A 23,109-nucleotide genomic window follows, 5' to 3' on the forward strand; every position below is an offset into this window, starting at 1 on the left:
CGTCTATTTAAACATTGCTTTCCTGTTCTGCAAGAACGACCTCATTATTCTTATTACCGTTAATCCCAGTCAACTGAAAAATTATTATCCCGATAATAACAATAATCCCCATTATGAAGAATAATATAGAAGTATTAAAATTATTCATCAAGAAACCGAATAAAGCACTTCCTATCGGAAGCGATATTGCAAAAAGTGCTGTCAACATATTAATTACAGATCCTCTAATTTCTTCGGGGATTATTCTAAGTAACCAAGAGTCTACCGAACTGTCTATTAATGCCATGAAAAAGCCGATTCCGAAAGTAAAAAGAATCCCCAACAACCATACATTTATTATCCCTAGAAGAATAAGAAAAATTCCGCAAGAAACAAACCCGATTAACAATATATTTGAAACAGAGAGTTTCAACTTAGTAGTTATTACCCCTATTAATATGGAGCCGACTATCATGCCCACCATCAGAGACCCACTCATAATCCCGTATACTTGCGCTCCTTGTTCTAATGTATTACGTACGTGGACTGTGAGTACAATGTCAAATGCTGCGAAAGAGATATTGACAATCAAAGCAACTAAAATAATGCGTAATAATAAAGCGTTTGTAAGGATATATGTGACTGTTTTTTTCAGACCTATTTCGGGTTCTACTTTTATGGGATTGTTCTCAACATTTTCTTTAGCTTTAGAACGGGCTATTTGAATCCTTAATCCAATAACTGTTGATACAAAGAATAGAATTGAAGCTATAACAAACAACGAAATCGCACCATAATTTTCATATACCACTCCACCAATCGCTACACCAGCAAGACCAGATATAGCAAGAATGGCATTTGAAACCCCCACACCTTGCTCTATCTTCTTTTCATCCACAATAGACGGTATGATGTTGGTGGAAGAAGAGGTATGTAATAATTCAGCAAATTCTACCATCATATTCAATGCAATAATTATTACAATAGAGTCAAATGTGAATATGTTTACAAGGATTAAAATGGTTATAATCCCTCTTAAAAATTCACTGAATATCATTATTACTTTGGCATTATATTTGTCAGCAAATTTTGAAACAAGCATGGAGAAAATCGCTGGCAATGATTGGACAAACCCGGTCACAGCTAAAGCTGTGACCGATTGAGTTGTCTCTAAAACATACCAGTATATTGATAAAGTAATCAGCCTCGATGCTAATGTTCCTAGACCGATAGACATTCCATAGAGCCTATAGTTTTTTAAGGATAAAACCTTCATATCTCTCCGACCAGTTCTTTCTTTAAAATAGATTTTGTTTTAAAAATAGTGAATTCATACTGTTTCTCTACTAATAAGGAAGTCACTTTGTTAACAATGTTTAAATAATTCGAATCATGTTCGATAATAAGCCCGATGTATGTACCAGTGTGCGAAGTCACAATACCTGGAAGGTTAAATCTATCTTTAATTACCAGTAAGTCCTCTAGACATTTTTTATGAATCACATCTTGATTGAGTAATGCGCTTTCTGTGCTTACCTTCCCTACATCTGCAAGACTGCCTCTGTTTGCAGCATCAATGAGGTCCGTTAACAGCTTTTCTTGTCTTTTAAGGGTTTCAAGACTTCTCTTTTCTGCATTCTTATAGCAGTCCAATGTGTTGACAGTACCTCCATCATCGACACCTATGATTGTAAATTCAGGAATGCTTTCAATTTCAGGGCCGCAGCCCCCCTCCAGATTATAGTAGACGACTGTCGAATCATACATCACACCATCTGAGGGTTCGATTTTCGCCATAATTTTTCCTAGAAGGTGATTATCTGCAATGAGGTTGAGACTATCTGCAAATGCTCGCATACTTGCTACCAAATCAGCCGATGAACTGGAAAGTCCTTTTCCTTCCGGGATCTCACTCTCAATATATAAGGTGCCTCCGATTGGAGAGTTGATATGTTCTCTAAATAAATCCACTGCTTTCTTAGCCTTGGATTTATATTCCGGAAAAACTGAAATGTCGCGTTTCTCTGAATCTGGGTAAAAAAATGCCTTTGCAAATTTATCAACAGGTAGTGTAACTAAGAAACTCTTTTTGTCACTAAGAAATCTTCCTTGTAGAATTTCTCCAAATGATGCATGTGATATCCCTACTCCATGTTTATGTCTCATGGTCATTTTCCACCTCGAATTTATCAATATTATCTTCAATAACATTTAAAAAAGCAGTTGCATCTTCAGTCGTTATATATGAAGTATCAAAATCAAAATTAATCGTGTATTGATTTTCATCCTCAACCAAGTAAAAGCTCAATGGAAACATTGGGGTAGGATGCTTCAATTCCTCATATGAAACTTCTTTCATTTCCCTCCCATCTTTCTTTAACTCGATTTGCTTCTCATATATAAAGACATTATTGATAAAGTGTTGTCTATGGGAAGGGGTTTTAAAATCGATTTCATTCAATATCAGTTCATAAGGATAATTTTGATTTTCAAAAGTCTCTTCATTTTTTTGTCTTACATAGTAGAAATAATCATTTTTTGAAATAAATGAAAATTCAACTTTGAATGGTACCATGTTCACAAAAAAACCTTGGCAATTGGCCGAGTTTTTTCCCAATCTATTTGCATAAGGGATTCCTACTACAAATTCCTTATTTTCGCTTCCTTCAAAAAAATGACTTGAAACACTTTTTAAATAAATCGTCAAAAATGCCGTATTATTATCAATACTCTTATTTAAAAGATTTGGCCTTTTTTTACTTCTAACTCGCTTCATCCTTACATACTCACTATTGATTTTTTTCTGCACGAATTTATTGAACTTTTCAACTTCCTGATTCCTGAACTGACCCTGCCAATATTCTTTCTGCTTAGCCAACACCCCTGAACTTAATGCTTCTGATGATTCTAAAATGCATTCTTTGAAGCTCGACGGGTTTTGATATTCTGTTCGAAAAACGTAGGTTTCGTATATTGCATTCCATAAGAGCGGAACTGAGTATTGATCAATGATTATGTGATGAAATAGGAAGAAAACCTTGACTGTATCTTTTTCGTTGACAAGTTTGTGAATCTCTATTTCAAAAAGTGGCCCATCCTCTAGAGGGAACTTCTTGATTTTCACACTTTCTTGCAAATAGTTTTCGAGTTCAGCTCCGCTTACATTCTCACGAATGATGATGTCTGGTTCAAAATGCTTCGTTTCACAAACCAATCTTCCAGATTCCATAAAGAATTTAAGATTATAATTCTCCTCTTTCATGATTACCTGCTCAATGGATTCTTTCAGCCTATTGATGTCGATATTTCCTCTGATTGTAAATGTGAAACCGACATTGTAGGGTGCTTCTAATGATGATAGTTTTTCTGATAACCATACATGTCTTTGTGGATAAGACATGTCAAGAGATGTTCTATTTATTTTGGTACTCGATAGAGGTTTCAACTTAGAGGGTATATATTTTTTCCTTCGAGTTTTTTCTTCAATTAATGAAGATATTTTTTTAATACTTCTAGTCGCAAAGATATCTCTGGCTTCAAGATGAATCCCTGTATTAACCCAAATATTGTGAATCAGTTGCGGCAATAATAATGAACTCCCTCCTAAAACAAAGAAGTCATCATCTGGATTTACTTCATTCAAACTAAAGGTTTCCAAAAAATATTCATTCAAAAAGGTATTCTTCATCACATTCTCCATTAAAATAAAATTCTTGTAGCTTTTCTTTTGTCTTATACTCTCGACAAACAGAGATAATATAATCATTTGTTAGTTCTAATTGATTAAAATAGAAGTTTTTATCATAAGCCAACAAATCAGAATCGATTACATGAGCAATTTTTGATTTAGTAATATAAAATTCTATAGTCTTTAAATCAAGTGATAATCCCTTTCCCATGTATTTAAGGAAACTTTCCTTCAAGGTCCAAACACGAAAAAATCTTTCTAAGTCAAATGTGCTCCCATCACTTTTTATGAAATCAATTTCATTTTGAGAAAACATGTCTACTATGCCCTCTACAGGAAGATTATCAATTCTTTCTATATCCACACCTACGTTCGTCTCATCTATACAAACCACAACGAAATCCCCGGAATGAGAGAGATTAAAGTGTGTTTTCAAATCATTTACTAAATAAGGTTTCCCAAACTCAGTTTTAGCGAAGTCTAGCTCTTCGAAAGGGATTCCTAATCGTTTACTGATTGCAGATCTAACCATTATTTTCCCCGCTAAACAGCGCAACCTGTCGGAGGGTCTTTGAAACTTTAAAACATATTTTTGTTCATCTTCAGGTAAAAGATGTAATCCATTCAGAAACTGGGATTGACTGAATTTTCTAATATCATAGAACAGAATTTCTTTTGTTTCGATACTTAAATCATCCTTTTCCCAATCGAATTCTTCTTAGCATGTTTATAAAACAACTCACCTATCTTTATATCAAAGCTAGCCATTCCCATTGGGTTAAAAAATGTTGTTTTATTCTTATAATCAATAAACTTGACGTCGGGAATTTCTATTACATTTTCTTTCGATAATCCATTGTATTGTGACATCAATTCAATATCCGTATTCGCCCTACACACCTCGTCCCAGAGGTCCACAATTATAACATCAAAGTATTTTTGCATACTCGTGTCATAATCTCTCAAAGAAACGTTTAAGTGAAAGCTTCCTTTTTTCGGAGCTGTTTTTATGTATCCTTTGGAGGACGTGGTACATGTGATTACAACGTCACTCAGTTCGAAACCATCTTCATAATTACTTACTATTCTTACTTTTGATTTGATGTTTTCGGGTATTTTCTCTTCGTCAACACGATATTTATCATATATATAAATCCTATCAAAGCGCTCACTGAACATTTCACTGATCATGCTTAAATGTCGCTGACCAATCGGTCCATATCCAATAATCAAACCTGTTAACCCTGTCGATTCTTCTTTTCCAAAGTAGTCCTTCATTACGGACCCTGTAACACTAGCAGTTCGAATCGAACTGATTACCGAAGTATTGATAATACTTAGCACCTGTCCCGTATCAGTATCATTCAACACTGTCAAAGAGTTTGCCCTAGGAATACCCTTGTTTAAGTTATCTGGAAAACTAGCAATCCATTTGATTCCCGCAATACCGTCTCGGTCGTTACCTACACGTGCAGGCATGGCAATTATTCTATTTTGAGGATTGTTAAAGTCTAAATATGGTTTTATGGGTTGTGAAAAATCATCCTCTCTAATATAATTAATCGCTTCGTCAATAGTTTTAATACATTCGCTCCAAGCTATGTTGCAATTCTCGATATCTAGTTGATTTAGATAAAGCATCTTGTCCTACCTCCTCAAATTTAGTTAATATCCATTCCTCATCATAAATCGTGTCTATGTAAGGGAAACCTCCATCCGGAAACACCATTAGAATATTTTTACCTGTAAGATTTTCAATATTCGCGTCAATATACTCTGAGGCAGCTTGATAGACACATCCTGAAGATCCCCCTACAAAGATGGCCTCCTCTCTTAATAATTTCCAACACGCAAAGATTCCATCAATTTCTTTGACATGTTTAATCACGTCGATATTTGAGTACTGTAATAGTTCTGGTTTTATACTCGAACCAATCCCCGGGATGTTTCTTTTTTGCGGTTCCGAATCAAAAATATTACTACCATTTACGTCAACCGCTACTACTTTACAATCAGGAGAGAATTCTTTTATTTTTTTTGAAATTCCAGAAATAGTACCTGCTGTGCTCACAGCTATAAATACATAATCAAATTTGATGCCTGATTCTTTTATTTCTTCGCCTATTCCATGATAATGAGCATTCAAATTATCCTGATTTCCATATTGATTTGTCCAATAAGAGTCCGATATTTCATTTCTTAGGGACGCCACCCGTGCCAAACGTTTTTTCAGATAACCTCCGGTCTCATCTCTTTGATGTACTTTTTCAACTCTTTGACAAAGCATATTCAATAGTCTTTCATATACCGGATTAATATTAGGATCAATAACTGGTATAAACCGAATACCTAACGAACTACAAATTACAGCCAAAGACAGTCCAAGGTTCCCAGAGGAAGACTCAATTATTGTAGTACCTTTGTTAATTTCCCCACTCTCTATCGCTTTTCTTAATATGTAATACGCGGGTCTCATTTTGACGTTATTCATCAAATTGAAACTCTCTAGTTTTGTGTATAAATTAACAGTCTCTTCTTTTAATTTAAGGAAAGGTGTACCACCTATCAATGGCTCGATTGAGTCAAGCCCTTTGATCAAAGTCTCATTGGAATCAACAGTTGCATTACCTTGCTTGGGTTCCCTTGAATTTTCATTTCCATTTGTTCCAAACAATGGAGCAATAACATTATTATCTCTCATATATAACCTACCCATTTTATGACCCCCATCCCTTTTTTTAGTAATATAACATAATTGTTTCCATAAATCTCACCCTTTTTTGCATAAAATACACATATAGCGCCTTTAATCCTTCATCAATATAATATTATTGGTATAATGATGAAATTGTATTTTATGGATTTTCATTAATATGTGTTTAGAACCGATATTTCAAATGAGAGGAGTAAAAATACGGTTATATCCCTGAAAATTGTCGGCGACGTACTCAGTAAATGAGTCTTTTTTATTTTGCTATTAATGTAGACTTTACTCACATTTAGCAAAATAGTATAGCTTCCAAATCAACTTCATAAAAATCCCTTACAAACATGAGTTGAGCCTGACTCATCCTATAAATAACTGACCTGAAAAGGGGGTGTATACGTTTCGACCTCGAAATGTATACACCCCCTTTTCAGGTTTAATCTCGTCCATATTTTACATTGAAAACATTATTATTCCATTGAGTGTTATAGTATATCTACCTTAATGTCTTAGTCATCAAATAAGGACAGCTTAATATCTAGACAATCAATAGGATGTTGTCTCAAGCTGCTTAAATCCATTGTTTTCAGGCCATCTCATTAGGGTCTGTTGTTGTATATGCAAATTTGTTGTTGATAAAGCGATCTTGAGTTCATGTCATTCTCCCCCGTGAGAACTTTTCTCTATCATTTCAAATCACCCGGGAGGAGATTAGACAAAAAAACATAAAAGTTGGATTATCATGTCCGACTTTTATGGGGCAGTCCAGCTCATACAGACCTGTCCTTTTGCATCGTATATTGAATTTCTTGTCATCTCCCGCATCTCATCTGCCATGTTTGACAGCTCCAGTGCTCAAGCCGTGATTCCTTCCATCGACACCATCCTACAACTGTGTTATAGCCTTCTCACACGCTGTTGATTCTCCTCAGTCTGTTCACTTGATTTCTTATCTGGCAATCCGTTCAACGATGGGAACGAACCAGCATGACACCCTTCTCTGGGTCAATCGTCTGCTCAGTACCAATTTGGCTGCTTATAAAGAACTAGAAGATTCTATTGGTCTCTTAAATAAAACAAGATAGACCGTATCAAGCAATTCATCGAGAATAAGCTTAGCACTTTCACGAAATCCGATATTCGCCAAGCTTGCCCGGACATGAGTGAAGCGACAATCAACCGTGCCCTCCAAGAGATGTGAGATGAAGGAGACATCACCCCATCAGGGCTTGGTCGAAGTTCCAAGTGGACAAAAACCTTTGTTGCACGATTAAAATAGATTTGTTGTCAACTTTCTTGTATACAGACCATAGAAAGAGGAGTGAATACGTCAGAGAAGTAAAGCAGGACATCCACTAAACTTTCTTCAAACCTGCACCATGAAGAGTATTTGAAAGAAAGAAGGCGAACCGGACAGATGATTCATTTGCGGTCGGCAAACGAATGGACGCGTGTCTTCCTTGTTTCGCCCGAGTACGCATCAATCACCGTATGATCGGGACATAATATGCATCTGTATGGTTCACTATTTTTTCAATACCTAGAAAATCAATATCATGGAAACGATATCAGTACGACTTGATGAGGATGACTCGACTTGAAACTCTATCATGATGCAAGGACGACACGCCGGCAAAATTCTGAAGTTATCACATTCAATGATTTGAGAAATGAACCGAATTTGGAATGAACGTATATCAAGTCACGTTTGAGTGCAGCGTCCAAAAGACATTGAAGAAGTTGGACTTGCAATAGATGAGGTTCTCCATAAGTTGAATCAGGAAGAATTTGGTCGGTACAAACTATTCTCCTCCTCATAGGTGCTGACCATAAAATTGGTCTTATATATCACGAGAGTCGAATTTTGATTTAACTTATAGAAAGTACCTAAAAGAAGCTTGTAGACATTTTAACATCGAATGTCTACAAGCTTCTTTCAAGTCAATCCATCTAACACCGGACAGTTTTTTAATAGAACCACCTCAATTATGAACAAGCATGTTCAAATCAATGTTCTTCAGTATTAAATTCATGAAAATGATAAAAAACGTCCTATGCTATACTTATAAAAAACAGATAGAAGTGGTGAACTGCATGCAATCAAATGAATTGAAAGTCAAATCGTTTCGTGTCTCCCAAGAAGTGACCGAGCAGCTCGGCCGAATGATCGAAGAGCGGCAAATTACGACCAATCAACTGTTCGAAGAGTTGATTCAACTGGCGGACCAGAAATCGCCAGACCCTTTACTCAATGAAGAAAACGCAGCGCTCGAGGCGGTACTTCAACATGTTACGACGCTCTTCCAAGAACGGGCGACCCGCCTTGAGATGCTACGACAAGAGAATGAACGGATCAAGTCCAAACATTGAAATACGGTAGAGTCCCTTGAAACACAGGTGACAGAGGAGCAGGCCAGGCTTGAGGCGGAGTATCAAGAAAAGACGTCCATCCATCAACTCGAGTTGGAGCGTCTTCAGAAGTCTTTAGAGGGTATTAAAAGTGCAAAAGAAAGACAAGAGCTAAGTTTTAAAGAAGAGCAAACCACCTTCAAAGAAGAAACGAAGCAACTAAAGAAGGCTTTCTTCGACTTGGAAGGACAGGTTAAGAAATCAGAAGATGAGCGAGACCAGCTGTACCGCCAAAACCAAAGCCTGATTGATATGATGGAGGACTTCAAGGCGCGAGCCCGTCGTGCGGACCAACTCAAGGAAGAGAATCAAAAGCTTCATCTGGAGGTACAGATTTTACGCCGCGAGAAGGCTGCCTTTGAAAATCGATTGAAGGAACAGGTTGAGCTTGCCTTACTCAGAGAACGTAATAAATAAAAGGTTGGTCGATGATATCTTTCGAAAATCTAAAAATGAATTCTCATGAAGATGATCACGGGTTAGAGATTGTCAAGGTATTTGGAGACACGGCAATCAAAGGAAAGGTTCATTGCCTCTTATTCACAAGCCGAAAAAAAAAAATAAATTTACCAACAATCAGGGATAAATCCCTGGGTACTTCCTCACTCCATGGGGGAAAATCGACGAAGTTTGTATAAAAGAAAGTCTTATTAAATTCGAAGAACATCCAAGGTGATGAGTGAAAAATCGTATACAGACACCAAGGCACAATTAGACATGCACTCAAAGAATGGCCCAGGACACTCCTCAATCTCCATACTCCATATGAATGTCTATTATGATTATCTTCTAGAACAAAAGACCAATGTCAGAGAGTCACTACCAGCATTCAAAAAAATCATGTTGAAAGTACTGTGATATGCTCCCCAATAGGTAGACAGATGAAATAACAAATCTGTTTATTTGATTGGGGAGTGTTTTTTATGGCGAGAAGTCGGCATTCAATCGAACAAAAACTGGCTGCACTGCGCATGATGGAAGAAGAAACGCATACATGGAAGGAAATCATGGAGACTCATCACGTTTCTGAGAATACCCTCCGGGTGTGGAAAGTGAAATTCGATACCGGCGGGAGTGACGCATTGAAGGAATCGAAGACATGGAAACTGTACACCAAGGAACAGAAAATCGCGGCCGTCCGTGACTACCTCGACGGGGCCACCACGATGGAAGTCCTCTCCAACTATCAAATCAGTGATGGATCTGTTCTTCGAAAATGGATTAAGAAGTATACTAGTCATAGCGAGTTAACAGATTCGAGAAAAGGGATGGATCGAGCTATGACAAAAGGGAGAAAGACCACATTCGAGGAACGCATGGAGATCGTCAGGTATTGCCTGGACAACGGACGGAACTATCAACGGACGGCCGAAGTATTCGCCGTGTCGTACCAACAGGTCTATGGGTGGACGAAAAAATATGACACCGACGGTGTGCACGGGCTCGAGGACCGGCGCGGACGAGAAATTCGCTCGAGCGTCGACTCGCTAAGACGGCATATGAGCACAGGACGATGCCACACCGTTTGAACTGTCAGTCTAATTTGAACGAGCTAGTCAATGTTTTCGTGAGGGACATTATCTATCTCCTCTCTCTTATGTGAAGGAAGTAGTGAGACATGCGTTCGCGGCATATTATCTGTCAACGAGCCTTCAAATGGACCTCGTTCGAACGAGGTCAACCAAGAGAACTACATTCTGAGACGACAATCTAGTGGGACCAAGACTTTTACTATATCCATTCGGCCTATCAGTCAAAGATTCATGGGTTGAGACTGGTCCAGTTCATGTCACATCGTGGAAACTGCCTAGACAACGTACCAATCGAGTCCTTATAGGCATCTGAAAGGTCATATCTATTACTACAACAGCTACACAAGTAATAGAACGAAAAAAGATGACCAAGGGGCCATCCAATCACCGCATAGAAATCGAGGCACTTTTTATTACATCGTTCGTACAACAGGACTCAGCTCAGAATAGTACAGATTTTTAAACTACAAACGTTTAAATTTAACATATTTAGCATTCTGCATCTGATGAAAACAGGCTTCTTCAACAGGCTTCTTCAAATATATATTTTTTTATGATTAATATATTTAATAAAATATTACTTAATTATAATTCATATTCAATAGTGCGTACTTTCGCTCTAAATTATCGCTTACATTTCACTTTTTGATTGATAATATTTTCTGCTATATTTTTAGTTTAACGAAAGAATCAAAACTAGTGTCCTTTAGCGACAAACACTTATTAAATAGCATCACGACTGAATGAGAATGAGTCCATCGTACAGCTCACAAAAGACATAGAGTTCTTTTTAAAGTATTAATAGATATAACGGTAACTATTTTTATTATGATTTTTCTCTAGATAAGTTGAGAAGTTTGTAGAATCTAAGATCAAAATGTAAGATACTGTAGTGTGAATTACATCAGACATATAAAGTTAACAAGATAAAGTATGATTACGAACTGAAGTAAGTACTTTTTTAATATTCATAAAGATTTGCAAAATAAATAATATGGAGTGGATAGGATATGGCCTCAAACGAAACAAAAGTAAAATCATTTCGTGTCTCTGAAGAAGTGACAGAACATATTCAACGTTTAATGCAAGAAAGACAACTAACGACGAATCAATTGTTTGAGGAATTCATTCAATTAGCTGATAAACAATCACCAGACCTATTAATCGACGAAGAAAATGGTGTACTTGAAACTACACTTAATCAGATTACTTCACTCTTTCAAGAACGAGCGCTTCGCTTAGAGCGGCAACAAAAAGAAACTCAACGCATGACACTTCAATATACTGAAACGATACGTGAACTTGAAGACAGTGTTGTGAAGGAAAGTGAAGAACTTCATCGAGAATATGAAGCTAAAGTCATGCAACATCAGGAAGAGTTAGAACAACTTCAACAGCAGTTGGAACAACTACATACAGATAAACAAAACTTATTAAACACACTAGAGTTGGAGAAACAATCAGCAAAAGAGGAGTTAAAGGTTCATAAAAAGACGATCTTTGATTTGGAAGGAACCATTCGAAAATTAGAAGAGAGTCAAAAACAATTAAATCGCCAAAATCAAAGTTTAATGGATTCAGTGGATGAATTAAAAAGTAAAACACGTCGGAGTGAACAACTCGAAGAAGAGAATCAAAAACTTCACTTAGAAGTGCAACTTCTTCGACGTGAAAAAGAAGCGTTTGAACATCGACTACAAGAACAGGTAGAGCTTGCTGTTCTTCGGGAACGAAACCTTCAACAGAATAATTCTTAATAAAAAAGGGGCGAAGAGAAGTCGCATATTGACGACTTCTTCGTCCCTTTCCATCTATACAGTTATTCGAAATATTGTTCCCACCCTTGAGGAATACCTAACTGTTTATAATCAATAAAGGCTGCGTATGAGTTTAAAAGGTGAGCAAGCTTGTCTACAAATACGCTCCGCTCGTTTGAGGACAACAGTTTGGAAATGATAAAGAACACAATAAAGATTCGTTCATTTGAAAGTTCTTTTTTAACGTTCGCAAATACTTGAGGTCGAATCGTTAAGATTTTGCCATATAACCGCCCATGGTGTGCACAGATATTCCGAATCATTGTCAATGTATATAACCAGCTTTCAATGTATTTAAAATCCATTGAGTAGTGTTCTTTAGAAATCGTTTGCTTGTCTTGATTATGTAAGTTCTTAAACATCATGGAGAGTGTTGAAAAGGACAGGACCTCGACAGCTACCCATATCGGGAAATTACTTTGATATTTTGTATGATGATGCTTCACAAAGAGTTCCCGCTCATTCTCTTTAAGTGAACGTTCAAGATTAGTCAAAAACTTAGCATGATACGTTCCATTTTTAAAGTGCGTAGGGTCTTTGTAAGCATCTGCACCATACGTATGCGCATGATAATAAGCGATATGAGCACGAAACGCAGTTTCAATACTTTCAATTGCATCTAGCAACAAAAGTCTCAATTCTTTATCGAATTCGTAGAGCTTTAAAATATGTTCAAATGAAATTCCAGACTTAAATTGATCTGCTTTATCACTCGTCTTTAGTGTTAATCCGTATGCGGTCAAACGATAGTAATTGATCCGTTTAAGTACTTCTATAGCTTTTTGCTCATTTTCAATATGTAGACCACGCTCTTTTAGAATGGATACTTGTTCTTCGTAAGTTTTTGGTACTTTTAACTGGTTAGGCTCCATAGAATCCATGTCCTTGCCCCCATTTGTATAAAAAAAATGACCCACCGTGGTCCGCATTGTGAAGAGGCGTGGTGGGTTCTGTTACAAATAATATAACAAATCCACAGTATATTGTCTATTTCTTAGGATGTCTCAGGATTCATTCAAATACTTATTTAAGGCTCGACGAATAATTTCATCTTCAGACACATGTTCTTTTTTAGCAGCTTGTGTTAATCCGACATATAATGGATCCGTTAAATCTGAAAATCGAATGTGGACCTTCATAGGTTTCACTGTGGTAGAATCAGCTTCAATAACGCGCTGCTCTTGACGCTCGATCAACATACGCTTCACTTCACGCAATTCTTCACGTGTCATTTCATAAACTGTTTTGTCCCCATTTGCTGTATAGTATTTCTTACTCTCAAGTAATGCGAGCTTTGGGTCTTCCGGCCATGACAAGAGTTCCGCTAACTTGGTCGCACTAAAATCTTGTTCAATCGTTTTTTCTAAAATATTCGGACCAAACGTATTCCAAAAAGAAATGAAACGATTCACTTGAGAATGAGACATCCCAATCTTCGCTAAGAAATCTTTCCAATTTCCTTCTTCTTGTTTAAATTCCTTTTTTGTTTCCGGATCACGGAACAAGCTATTTGCATGCGCAAGAATACGACATTTTTCGACAAAACTCGTCGCCTGAATCGCATCAATGTGATTATAGTATTGAACAATGCCTTCCATGTCTTCAGGTAATTTTTTTGTAATAATACGAGAAAGTCCGGTTGCTGGTAAGGATTGATACGGATTCGTGATAGTCCTCGTTGCAGAAAATTCTTTGACAGCTTCCACTTGATCCGTACGATTTTCATTTGATTGTGTTCCTTGTTTCACCGGTAAATTGGCACTGAATGTCGAAATTTTTGGTGTATGTTTTTTACGAGAGCGACTCATAAAGAAAGTACCTCCTGGGCAAGTTGTAAATAAGCATCCGTTGCGGGACTTTTATGATCGATCACAGGTCTAGATTCCCGTTGTAGGGTTTGTACCTTAACGGCATACGGGATTGTTGTAAGGACAGGAATCCCGACCTCTTTTCCGAGTTCCTCAAGTTCTTCTACCGTCGTCGTATCCCCTTTAGAACGTGCACTGACCATTGTCGGGATAAACGCTGCGATATGAATATCTTCTCGGAATCGTTTCATTTCTTCTAACTCTTCAGGAGCCGAATATACCGCATCCATCGAAAACTTTTGCATCTGTACAGGCATGATAATTCGATCTTGTGCGACAAGAGCGCAGCGCGCATAAGGATTCAATGCTGACGTCGAACCAGGACAATCAATTAAACAAATATCAAATAGTTCATCTAGTTTGGCCAACTCTTCACTGAGTCGGTACTCATAACCAATTTGACTCGTTAAATCACTCGGTGAAGCAGACCGTCTTGTCGGAACTAAGTAAATAGTTCCAGTCTCATATTCACAAGTGACGACGACTTGTTCAATCGGTGTATAAAATGGATCGTTGTCTTCGAGTAGACAATCCAATAGCACTTTCCCTTCATAATCGTTCGTCAGACCTAATCCATTCGTTGAAGACGCCTGATCATCGGCATCAATCACGAGTACACGTAAGCCATCCCGTGCGTAGGCATGCGCTAAATTGATGGTTGTCGTTGATTTTCCAACTCCACCTTTACGATTGTACAATGCGATTTTCTTCATGACTGTTCTCCTTGTTCATCTGTGGCTTCAATTATATTGTCTGATACAGTTCGCTCAATCATTTCAGCTAGTAACTCACTGACACTACGATTATGTGCATGGGCATACTGTTGAAATTGTTCCGAAAGATCACTTGGAATACGCGCGGACAAGATCGAAGATGACTTTTTTTCTTGTTGAAATGGTTTCACTTTAAGGGGTGTATGAGTGTTCCCTTTTCGAAGATCACGGATCTGTTTGACCGTGAGTTCTTCTACCTGTCTTCTTTCACCATTGATATATAATCCTTGCTCGACAACCTCATCGACATTATCGAGATACATGAGTTCAAAAATTTTGGATGCTGGTAGACTGGTTAGCGATGACTCGAGTGGATGCAGCGTCTCATAGGCTTTTATATATCGTGAGGCAAGTGAGGCGGACATGGAGACCGCTTCTAAAAACGTCCCCCACTCTTTTTTATCATGCATCTCAGAACGGGCGATCACTAGACGTTTGCCAATCTCAAATACGGAAATGGTTTGTACTTTGGCGAGTTCATTGATTTCATGAACGAGGTCTTCAACTTCCTTTGAAATTGGCAGCTTTTGAACCAGTGAACTGATATTCGTTAAACCGCTCTGATAAGGGTGTTGCTCACTCGGTTTGATTTTATGAATGTTACGATTTCTGGCCTTCATACAGAATCACCTCTGGCTGTTCGGATCATGTTTGCCAACTCTCGAAACGGTTCAGATAACTGTTTTGATTCTCTGGAGCGGTATTGAATGACACTTTTTCCGCTATCCGCTGCTTTTTCAATAAATGTCGATCGTTTGATAACAGGTAAAATAGGCAACGATTCAGTCAACGCAATTTGTTCCATTGCTTCGAAGTATTCTTTATCGGCTTTTAACGTATGGTCCATCGCCACAGGCAAGACCCCGGCAATCTCTAAATCAGGATTATAGAATTTTTTCACCTTTTGTACGGTGCGAATGGTACTTCCTAGCTGATCAAAGACAAGCTTTTTCGGCATAAATGGAATAATGGTGGTATTGGCAGTCGACAAGACAACTTTTGAGAGTTCGTTGATCGAAGGAACTGAATCTAAAATGACCCAATCAAATTCATCTTCGAGCGGTGCAATCATATCTTTTAATAAGAAGAGCTTATCTTGCTCAGAGAGTAAGTTGATTAACCTTGCATTTCGTTCATTTGAAGGAAGAAGACTGACATGATACGTTTCGTCATCAAATAGAATGTCTTTGATATCTAAATTTCGTGTATGTACATCAAACATAGTCATGTATTTGATCGTATCGGATTCTTTTAACATTAGTTTGCTAAGAGAACCCTGGGGATCTAAATCAATGAGAAGAACACGTTCCCCTAACTCTCCTAATGCATAGGCCATGTTCAAGGAACAGGTGGTTTTACCCGATCCACCTTTCGAAATGTAAAACGTTAATATATTCATGTCCTCTCCCCTTTCTAGTTCTTATGATGCCACACTCTATTTTATGGAACAACTAAAAATAATGAACAACTGACATATTTAAATAAATAATTTGTATACAACCTAAAAATAGTTTGTATACATGTTTTATACTCTTAAATTTATCATCTAATTTGTATACATTTCGATGTCGAAATGTATACTTTCGACTCTCACCTCAAGAGTGTTTTACTATTTGAAACAGAAAAAAGACTACAACCTTGGGTTATAGTCTTCGAATTTGAAATTAGTAAATGAATAATACATAGAAACTTGAGCTAAGCCCTTATCAGGATATGTGAATACTAAAGGAGCATACAGTTTCTGGCCATACATATTTAAAGTTAAAAATACCGAACATGGAAACATAGATAAGATGAGATCAAATAAAAGCGAAGACAATCGTGTAGCTCTAATGATGTATACATTACATGTCAAATTGATAGGTTGGTTCCATCAGCGAAACAGAGAGTGATCCTAGTGTATAGACACCGTCATCTTCGTTGTGTAAATGTTCAAATATTGCATTGGTTGTGACACAAGGGGAACCGATTAGTTGTGTCACGTACTGATAGAAAATTTCAGTTGCAAAAATTTCATCTAACATTTGACCCGTAAATACGAGATCCTCAATATTTTCTCCTGCGTTTTTAAGTTCTAGATCTGTAATCTCATCACGATATGTCCAATGTCCATACTTTTCAATATTGTCAAAACCAGCGAATACATAATCAACATCATAGCGAATACTTTGTTTCATAGGAAAGACCTCCTAGAAGATGATATATACTTTATTGTATGAGGGGTATATAGGATTAAGTCATCATGGATGTGACATCTTCATGATATTGTATGAACGGTTTTTTGAACGATTACTATGATTTAAGTCTTTAGAGAATGTACATGTAATCAAACGCTCAGATCTAATCGATTAAGAGAGGAATACAAAACCATATTCTTATGAGTAAAAAAGATTAAATAGAATGAATAAGAATTAAAGATAGATTAAAAGAATTAGGAAAAATGAAAGTCCGAAAATCCTTTTGACACCAACGTTTTCGAGAGATTTAGAAGATTGTAAATATGTCAGCTATAGTTTCTTTTATTCAAAGGGGCTATTTTTTTTTCATTTCCTTTTTGATAAATCATATCCAACAGCCAATTTTATTCGCTATATATTTGAAATAAAAACGATTGTATTTGATTTTTTTCCAAAGATGTAAAATATAAAAATGACCTTATGAAACACAGGTCATATACGATGCCTTTTGATGGAATGAATCAACAATGGATATAGATTCGGGATGTTTTCATACAATTTTTCAAAATGAGGCATGCCAAAAAGACCATCATGCGATCGTCAATTTTTCCACTTTATGTTTTAGTTGTTGATGAAGGTAAAGAATCGGCTCATTGAAGAAGAGTTGATGCTCACTTGAATGAATTAAGTCTTCACGATGGTGAAGAAACGCTTGTTTCAAGTCAGCCAAGACTTCACGGAACGCTGATGCACCAAACGTATCACTCATTGAATAGAGAGATTCACGGCTTACTTTTAGTGCATCGAAATCGAAGAACTCACCAACGCGCTTACGCAACTCGAACCAAGCAATTTGAGCATCTGAACGCTCTTCTTCTCGGATCACTTTACTGTCTTGAGACTTGTCTAATGTCAATTCAACGAGGACTGGACGTGTAATATCTTGAACGCGTTTTTTAAGCGTGAGATTTTGCTTCACCACATTTAAGAAATGACGGCTGCCTTCTACAAGGGACACTTCAAGGAACTTCAAACGATCCATCATCTTTTGAATGGCAAGTTTGTGCCCACAGTATTTAGGCAAGAAGCCTTTAATCTCGTCATAGGTAAGGATGGCTTGGTCATGTGATTGAACATGGATATCTTTTTCAACTTGTACGAGTGTACGTAACGCAAGACGCAAAGCGTTCACGTTATCAAGCGTGAGCAGTTCGGAAAGAAGATCATGCCAAATAGACGTGTACCCGGTCTTCGAAACGACAGAGGCTCCGTCAACATAAAGGTCACGATAATTCTCAAGATAATCGGTCAGTTCAATCGAGAGCACTCCAGGGAAATGCCGGACAAGCCGTAACAAGCCATGGCTCTCAAATGTTTTTAAGTTATTATGTAAAGAACGGACAGATGTATGAGCGGAAGAAGCAAGCTCTGTATCTTCCATAAACTCAATCTTGCCTTGGTCATCTGCATAAGAAAGAAGTGTAAGGACATGACGAATCCGTGACTTTGTCCACTTAAAAGAAGTGAAGCATGTAGGGATGTTATAGTGATGCTGTTCATAGCGATAGTGATCAGCTCGTTTCGTCCAACGAGTTAAGCCACTCATCGCGACGAGTAGTTTGTTTGCAACTAAAATGTGACGGTTTTTGTAAGCCACGTACCCTACACCTCCTCTATCCTAAAATATGCTAGTTTTAGTATCTTGTTCTTTCGAGATAGTGTCAAAGTGTGGGTTTGGTACGATGAATCACGACCAAATTTGATGAAACGTTGATGTTAAGCCATTTTAGAGCTATAAAAATGTGTCATTTCAGTACGATGGTTTGCGACCAAATTAGGAGGAATTGCTTAAGAAAGCCATTTGAGAGTGATTCAGAGTAGAAATTTCATACGAAAAGTAGTTAAAATGTCGTTTCAGTACGACGGTTTGCGACCATTTTAATAAAAGTGTCGTTTCAGTACGACGATTCACGACCAAAACAATCGAAAATGCGGTTTCAGTACGATGATTTGCGACCATTTTTAAGAGACAGACACTTAATTTTTTTTTAGTTTTTCATCAAAAAGTTGAGAAGTGTCGTTTCAGTACGACAAATTGCGACAAAAACCAAATAAATGTCGTTTCGGTACGATGATCTGCGACCAAATTAAGAGGCGTGTCATTTTAGTACGGCAATTTGCGACCAAATTCAATTAAAATGTCGTTTCAGTACGCACTTTTACGAATCATTTCACCCTAAAGCGAACAATTTGGTAAGAATGTTCTTTCTAAATTATTCATAAGTGTCATTTCAGTACGACAAGCTTATGCAACTAATTAAAAAAATGATTTGTCCAAATCGCATAAATGTAGTTTGATAGGATACAGCTGATAATTAAATACTGGCACTCACCTGTATTTAATCCCCACTTCATCTAAAAACGTTCCATGTGAAACATAAACTATAGAGTAAGCATAGAAAAGAAGAAGCCTTCAATACAGTAGGCTTCTTCTATGTTTTGCTTCTATTAAAGTAGCAATGTATCGGGATGATTTAATAACTCCCATGATTCGAGCGGGTAAAATGTGAAGAAATAGTAGTCGCCCGAACGATGCCAATCTTTCAAAATAAATTCATGTTCTTTAATGCGATCAAGATTTGCCTCAAGTTCCCGCAAGTTCTCTGACTTTCGTGATTTATTAAAGCGAATCGAATAAGTAAATTGACGCCAATGCCGACGAACCGGGCTTTGCTCCCCTGTCTGAAGCGACGCAATGCGTTCTTTTTGAAGGACAAATGCCAAATGATAGGCAAAGCTCCCTTTCAACTGTTCAATCTGTTCACCATAGATACTGACGATTTGCTGCTTGAGTAGATCATCATACACTTCTTCAGCTACTGTGACGATGACCTGACTATCCGCAAGGGTTGTGGCGTTCTTGATGGTAACGGAAGAAAATAGGCCCCGGATAAAGAAATCTCCTTCTTCATTGTGCCCAGCTACTCGATAATAACCCAGTTTCATAAGGCGTTTTGTTGTTAAGTCGTAGCTCTTTCCACTCTTGTTAGCATAGAGTTTTTCAACTAATTGAACGAGCGGAAAGATGATCTTACGACTCGTTTGGAACGAGATATCCCGGTATGACAAGATCTCGGTGAAGGCCTCGAAGTCTTTTGCGTCTAAATCAGGCACTTTACCATTTAACTCTTGAATGAACTCTTTACTAACTAGAACAGAAAGGTTCTGTGGAACGCCATCTTTATATTTGGGGACGACCGAGTCGTAGTTCAAAAGCTCGAGATTAAGTTGTGACGCATCATTGAGCTTCTCATCAAGTTGTTCAGTTTTATTTTTGATGCGATCAGACATCCCGAAAAATGGAATATCAACAGCAAGTGTTGGTGAATGATGTGCTACACGCTTAGTTGAATCAATTTCCTTTGCAACTTCCCCTAATATCATGAGCACATCTGTTTTTAACGTCGTAGTTTTTTGATTGACGGTTTTTTGAGACCAGTACGGATACGTATGGATTAGTTGGTTTGGATCTTCTGCCCACTCTTCAATCTCAGTGATACAGAGATTCATATAGTCTTCAATTGTTTTCACGTGAAACTCTTTGTAAAGTCCTTCAAAACCTGCAACTTTTACATAAGCTGAGATCATGTCGTGTTTGGCTCGAAGTTCTTTGTTGTAACCACGATTCTCTTGATAATTTCGCACGGCTGTTTTTACCCAGCGACGCTTTAATTTCATAAAAGAGTAATAACGAATCTTCTTATAGGCGCTTTCGATATTTTCAAGCGCATAGTGCTCCTGATAGAGTGTTGAGACAAATTCCTGAATATCAAAAATGGATACACTATGGAGGATCTCCTCCATACCATGCTGCTTAATTGTATTAACCGCTTGCGAAATAATGAGTTGTTGCGAGCGGCTGTTGGAGGATGAATGATTCTCCATGTTAATCACCTCTTCTTCACTAAATATAGCACATTTGTAAAAAAGCATACTTTTGTAATTCAGCTTTTTATTTATTTCAAATACCGTAAAGTGTGCGCCGGCGCATACTTTTTTTAGAAAGGGACTAAAATTAAAATGATGTCTGAAATAAGAAGTGGATGTAGAAAAGATATATAGAAACATCGACCTGAAATTAAATTTCTAATTAGCAGTGTTACGACTGAAACGTGATACTCTATAAGAAAAAAGGAGATTGATTGGATGAACTTTGAAACGAAATATTTAATTAGATGGGGAATACCAGGATGGGTGTTCATTTTTTGGTTATTCTTTTATTTTTCATTTACGCAAAATGATTATTCCGAATTCATAAAAAATGTTCCGTTATTAATATCTTTGATAGTTGCAGGAGTTCCCTTGGGCTATCTAATTTATCAAGTCTATTTTGTCTGTTTTTGGAGTTTTAGAACAAAAGACAGTCTGAATAGATTTAGAACCGAATTAGGAGACAAGTTTTCTACAGATGCGAACTTTGGCAAGCTTTACGAAAATAGAAATAAAGATTACTACTATCTTGAACACGTGTGGCAATCTATGTTATTGGAACAGGATGAGGGAGTCCGTGCTTATTTAGAGGGGAGATATAGACATTTGTTGAGCACAATCCATGGGGTTGGAACATTGTTCGTCAGTACGACAGGGTCACTAATGCTTATCTTCTTCTTGTTAGTCCGGAGTTTAATCACAGGTGAAGAACCATTATTATTTTATATAGGTATTGTGATGCAATCCATTATTTTAGTTGCGGCTTCTTTTAACTATAGATACTTCTCCGATAATCTTCGAGCGTTTCAGATCAATATGTTAAATAAATACCTATCTTGAAGCGATGTACCAAAGGACTTAAATCATGGTTCTAAAAATACAAGATAGACTAGTGATTATAAAAATGCCTTATTAATTTATTTTTCATCTAAAAGGAGAGATGATTCATATATTCTAGAATCATCTCTTTTTGATGAAATATCTTTACTCGTTATGATGAAAACTTTCAGCATCTTACATATTCATTTGATTTACCAAATATAAATTTCAACCAAGTAGACACGAAAGCATTCATCATATTCTTGATGGGAAGTAAAAAAGAGTCTGGATAGAAGTCGATCTTTGCAAAAAGAACAATTATCATAACAAAGGTTCTTCCTCTTCGTTCTGGTTCATTTCAAAAAAGAAATCAATAAAATCTTTCCCGAACCTTGAGATTTCGAACTGCTCCTTAGATTTAAATTTAGGCTCTTTCAATTTTGGTAAACGATTGGACTTCGGATTCGAAAGTTTTTCAAGGTATGTAATAATATCTTTGAATGTCTTGGAAATTTCTTTGAGATCATCAACGACATTAAGATCTGTGCGAGTTGTCAATAAACCGATCCGAAGCAAATTTCTTCTTACTGCTTCATACTGCTCATAGGATATCCCATGTCTTTCCATGACATCATGAAATGTCTCTCTAGCACCCTCTTGATACCAGAAGCGAGTCGAATTCATTAGCCGTAAAACTGAAATGTCGATTATTCGCAATTCTTTCAACACGTCGTAATAAGTTAAAACAAAGTCTTCTGATAAAAAATCATGTTTCGTGATTTGTACAAATCCATTGACCATGTACTTAATTTTTTCTTCTTGTTGTTCGTCTATCGCCGAGTCTATTACATATTGAAACAGTCTATCAATCTGTTCTTTTTGTTCACTGGTTTTAGAATCGAGATTCGACTGAAGGGATTTCATCTTTAAATTTAACTCTTCAGCGACACGTAACATGTTTCTTTCGAAGCGAGCACGTTTATAGCCTTGAACTGCCCCTGATACCCCGGGGATAAATGAGCTCGCCGCATCTACAGCTAAATCACCTGCCGCACTTGCGATAGACTTCTTAGCAACTTCCGCACTTATTTCACTTCCTACGGTCAAAAATGTATCCAGAGCAAATTCACGACCAGATTGCTTCATGTCTTCTTTTTTGTCTCTACCCATTGAACTCATTCCTTTCATCATAAGTAACTATATTTTATAGGAAACACATAATAAACACCTAAATGAGAATTGACGTACATATTGCAAAAATTATTTCTACAGAAACAATAAATTCAGGAATAAGAAAATTGAGATTGAATAGATAAACGTTAAAGGAAAGGAAATCATAAAAAGGTACGA

The 23,109-nt window shown here is 37.1% G+C and carries 19 protein-coding genes and 1 pseudogene; 5 read left to right on the plus strand and 15 right to left on the minus strand.

What is annotated here, in order from left to right:
• Positions 1 to 7: 7 nt before the first annotated feature.
• Genes KNO99_RS13135 through sbnA form a run of 6 tightly spaced genes read right to left on the minus strand, consistent with a single transcriptional unit; the run spans position 8 to position 6,383 of the window.
• Positions 8 to 1,255, minus strand: coding sequence for an MFS transporter (locus tag KNO99_RS13135; RefSeq protein WP_214749421.1), 1,248 nt, complete (start codon positions 1,253 to 1,255; stop codon positions 8 to 10).
• Positions 1,252 to 2,145, minus strand: coding sequence for a GHMP family kinase ATP-binding protein (locus KNO99_RS13140; protein ID WP_214749424.1), 894 nt, complete (start codon positions 2,143 to 2,145; stop codon positions 1,252 to 1,254). Before KNO99_RS13140 ends, KNO99_RS13135 begins: the two co-directional genes overlap by 4 nt.
• Positions 2,135 to 3,667 (minus strand): condensation domain-containing protein, encoded by a 1,533-nt coding sequence (locus KNO99_RS13145; RefSeq protein ID WP_214749427.1) that lies wholly within the window; start codon positions 3,665 to 3,667, stop codon positions 2,135 to 2,137. The genes KNO99_RS13140 and KNO99_RS13145 overlap by 11 nt, the downstream gene beginning before the upstream one ends.
• Positions 3,645 to 4,352: a 4'-phosphopantetheinyl transferase family protein gene (locus KNO99_RS13150; RefSeq protein WP_371743096.1), complete on the minus strand. Its 708-nt coding sequence runs from the start codon at positions 4,350 to 4,352 to the stop codon at positions 3,645 to 3,647. Before KNO99_RS13150 ends, KNO99_RS13145 begins: the two co-directional genes overlap by 23 nt.
• Positions 4,353 to 4,354: 2 nt before the next feature.
• Positions 4,355 to 5,308, minus strand: a complete 954-nt coding sequence (locus KNO99_RS13155; protein ID WP_214749433.1) for a 2,3-diaminopropionate biosynthesis protein SbnB — start codon at positions 5,306 to 5,308, stop codon at positions 4,355 to 4,357.
• Positions 5,247 to 6,383 carry a 2,3-diaminopropionate biosynthesis protein SbnA gene (gene sbnA / locus KNO99_RS13160; RefSeq protein ID WP_251131066.1) on the minus strand — a complete coding sequence of 379 codons (1,137 nt, stop codon included), beginning with the start codon at positions 6,381 to 6,383 and terminating at the stop codon, positions 5,247 to 5,249. The genes KNO99_RS13155 and sbnA overlap by 62 nt, the downstream gene beginning before the upstream one ends.
• A gap of 2,085 nt (positions 6,384 to 8,468) precedes the next feature.
• On the opposite strand from sbnA, the gene KNO99_RS13165 reads away from it, so the two are divergent.
• From KNO99_RS13165 to KNO99_RS13180, 4 genes and pseudogenes are all read left to right on the plus strand, one after another.
• Positions 8,469 to 8,744: a hypothetical protein gene (locus KNO99_RS13165; protein ID WP_214749435.1), complete on the plus strand. Its 276-nt coding sequence runs from the start codon at positions 8,469 to 8,471 to the stop codon at positions 8,742 to 8,744.
• Between the two features lie 27 nt (positions 8,745 to 8,771).
• Complete coding sequence (locus tag KNO99_RS13170) at positions 8,772 to 9,200, plus strand: hypothetical protein (RefSeq protein WP_214749438.1); 429 nt, start codon at positions 8,772 to 8,774, stop codon at positions 9,198 to 9,200.
• 506 nt (positions 9,201 to 9,706) lie between these two features.
• Positions 9,707 to 10,246 (plus strand): annotated as a pseudogene (locus tag KNO99_RS13175) (helix-turn-helix domain-containing protein); the annotation flags it as partial.
• Positions 10,247 to 11,325: 1,079 nt separating this feature from the next.
• Positions 11,326 to 12,072, plus strand: a complete 747-nt coding sequence (locus tag KNO99_RS13180; protein ID WP_214749441.1) for a hypothetical protein — start codon at positions 11,326 to 11,328, stop codon at positions 12,070 to 12,072.
• A gap of 62 nt (positions 12,073 to 12,134) precedes the next feature.
• On the opposite strand, the gene KNO99_RS13185 is transcribed toward KNO99_RS13180, so the two are convergent.
• The 8 genes from KNO99_RS13185 to KNO99_RS13220 all read right to left on the minus strand — a co-directional run bounded on the left by KNO99_RS13185 (position 12,135) and on the right by KNO99_RS13220 (position 20,895).
• The gene (locus KNO99_RS13185) at positions 12,135 to 13,013 is read right to left on the minus strand and encodes an Abi family protein (protein ID WP_214749444.1); all 879 of its coding nucleotides are present in this window, start codon (positions 13,011 to 13,013) and stop codon (positions 12,135 to 12,137) included.
• Between the two features lie 123 nt (positions 13,014 to 13,136).
• Complete coding sequence (locus tag KNO99_RS13190) at positions 13,137 to 13,940, minus strand: hypothetical protein (protein WP_214749447.1); 804 nt, start codon at positions 13,938 to 13,940, stop codon at positions 13,137 to 13,139.
• The gene (locus KNO99_RS13195) at positions 13,937 to 14,713 is read right to left on the minus strand and encodes a ParA family protein (protein ID WP_214749450.1); all 777 of its coding nucleotides are present in this window, start codon (positions 14,711 to 14,713) and stop codon (positions 13,937 to 13,939) included. Before KNO99_RS13195 ends, KNO99_RS13190 begins: the two co-directional genes overlap by 4 nt.
• A complete protein-coding gene (locus KNO99_RS13200; protein WP_214704228.1) occupies positions 14,710 to 15,393 on the minus strand; it encodes a DUF3102 domain-containing protein in 684 nt (227 codons plus the stop codon). Before KNO99_RS13200 ends, KNO99_RS13195 begins: the two co-directional genes overlap by 4 nt.
• A complete protein-coding gene (locus KNO99_RS13205) occupies positions 15,390 to 16,172 on the minus strand; it encodes a ParA family protein (protein WP_214749452.1) in 783 nt (260 codons plus the stop codon). The genes KNO99_RS13200 and KNO99_RS13205 overlap by 4 nt, the downstream gene beginning before the upstream one ends.
• Before the next feature lie 445 nt (positions 16,173 to 16,617).
• Entirely contained in the window at positions 16,618 to 16,950 is a 333-nt protein-coding gene (locus KNO99_RS13210; RefSeq protein ID WP_214749454.1) for a hypothetical protein, read from the minus strand.
• Between the two features lie 589 nt (positions 16,951 to 17,539).
• On the minus strand, positions 17,540 to 18,607 hold the full coding sequence (locus KNO99_RS13215; RefSeq protein WP_214749459.1) for a hypothetical protein: 1,068 nt from the start codon (positions 18,605 to 18,607) through the stop codon (positions 17,540 to 17,542).
• Between the two features lie 851 nt (positions 18,608 to 19,458).
• Positions 19,459 to 20,895 carry a hypothetical protein gene (locus KNO99_RS13220; protein ID WP_173057563.1) on the minus strand — a complete coding sequence of 479 codons (1,437 nt, stop codon included), beginning with the start codon at positions 20,893 to 20,895 and terminating at the stop codon, positions 19,459 to 19,461.
• Positions 20,896 to 21,156: 261 nt separating this feature from the next.
• On the opposite strand from KNO99_RS13220, the gene KNO99_RS13225 reads away from it, so the two are divergent.
• Positions 21,157 to 21,780 carry a BA5345 family protein gene (locus tag KNO99_RS13225; RefSeq protein WP_214749462.1) on the plus strand — a complete coding sequence of 208 codons (624 nt, stop codon included), beginning with the start codon at positions 21,157 to 21,159 and terminating at the stop codon, positions 21,778 to 21,780.
• Positions 21,781 to 22,080: 300 nt separating this feature from the next.
• Here KNO99_RS13225 and KNO99_RS13230 read toward each other — a convergent pair whose 3' ends face one another.
• Positions 22,081 to 22,929: a hypothetical protein gene (locus KNO99_RS13230; RefSeq protein ID WP_214749465.1), complete on the minus strand. Its 849-nt coding sequence runs from the start codon at positions 22,927 to 22,929 to the stop codon at positions 22,081 to 22,083.
• Between the last annotated feature and the right edge of the window lie 180 nt (positions 22,930 to 23,109).

This window comes from Exiguobacterium sp. s189, assembly GCF_018617615.1.
Taxonomy (GTDB): domain Bacteria; phylum Bacillota; class Bacilli; order Exiguobacteriales; family Exiguobacteriaceae; genus Exiguobacterium; species Exiguobacterium aestuarii_A.

Bases quoted from the DNA above. Each gene is read 5' to 3' on its own strand.
- KNO99_RS13135 (WP_214749421.1), bottom strand. From the start codon at position 1,255: ATGAAGGTTTTATCCTTAAAAAACTATAGGCTCTATGGAATGTCTATC.
- KNO99_RS13140 (WP_214749424.1), bottom strand. From the start codon at position 2,145: ATGAGACATAAACATGGAGTAGGGATATCACATGCATCATTTGGAGAA.
- KNO99_RS13145 (WP_214749427.1), bottom strand. From the start codon at position 3,667: ATGAAGAATACCTTTTTGAATGAATATTTTTTGGAAACCTTTAGTTTG.
- KNO99_RS13155 (WP_214749433.1), bottom strand. From the start codon at position 5,308: ATGCTTTATCTAAATCAACTAGATATCGAGAATTGCAACATAGCTTGG.
- sbnA (WP_251131066.1), bottom strand. From the start codon at position 6,383: ATGGGTAGGTTATATATGAGAGATAATAATGTTATTGCTCCATTGTTT.
- KNO99_RS13165 (WP_214749435.1), top strand. From the start codon at position 8,469: ATGCAATCAAATGAATTGAAAGTCAAATCGTTTCGTGTCTCCCAAGAA.
- KNO99_RS13180 (WP_214749441.1), top strand. From the start codon at position 11,326: ATGGCCTCAAACGAAACAAAAGTAAAATCATTTCGTGTCTCTGAAGAA.
- KNO99_RS13185 (WP_214749444.1), bottom strand. From the start codon at position 13,013: ATGGATTCTATGGAGCCTAACCAGTTAAAAGTACCAAAAACTTACGAA.
- KNO99_RS13190 (WP_214749447.1), bottom strand. From the start codon at position 13,940: ATGAGTCGCTCTCGTAAAAAACATACACCAAAAATTTCGACATTCAGT.
- KNO99_RS13195 (WP_214749450.1), bottom strand. From the start codon at position 14,713: ATGAAGAAAATCGCATTGTACAATCGTAAAGGTGGAGTTGGAAAATCA.
- KNO99_RS13200 (WP_214704228.1), bottom strand. From the start codon at position 15,393: ATGAAGGCCAGAAATCGTAACATTCATAAAATCAAACCGAGTGAGCAA.
- KNO99_RS13205 (WP_214749452.1), bottom strand. From the start codon at position 16,172: ATGAATATATTAACGTTTTACATTTCGAAAGGTGGATCGGGTAAAACC.
- KNO99_RS13210 (WP_214749454.1), bottom strand. From the start codon at position 16,950: ATGAAACAAAGTATTCGCTATGATGTTGATTATGTATTCGCTGGTTTT.
- KNO99_RS13220 (WP_173057563.1), bottom strand. From the start codon at position 20,895: ATGGAGAATCATTCATCCTCCAACAGCCGCTCGCAACAACTCATTATT.
- KNO99_RS13225 (WP_214749462.1), top strand. From the start codon at position 21,157: ATGAACTTTGAAACGAAATATTTAATTAGATGGGGAATACCAGGATGG.
- KNO99_RS13230 (WP_214749465.1), bottom strand. From the start codon at position 22,929: ATGGGTAGAGACAAAAAAGAAGACATGAAGCAATCTGGTCGTGAATTT.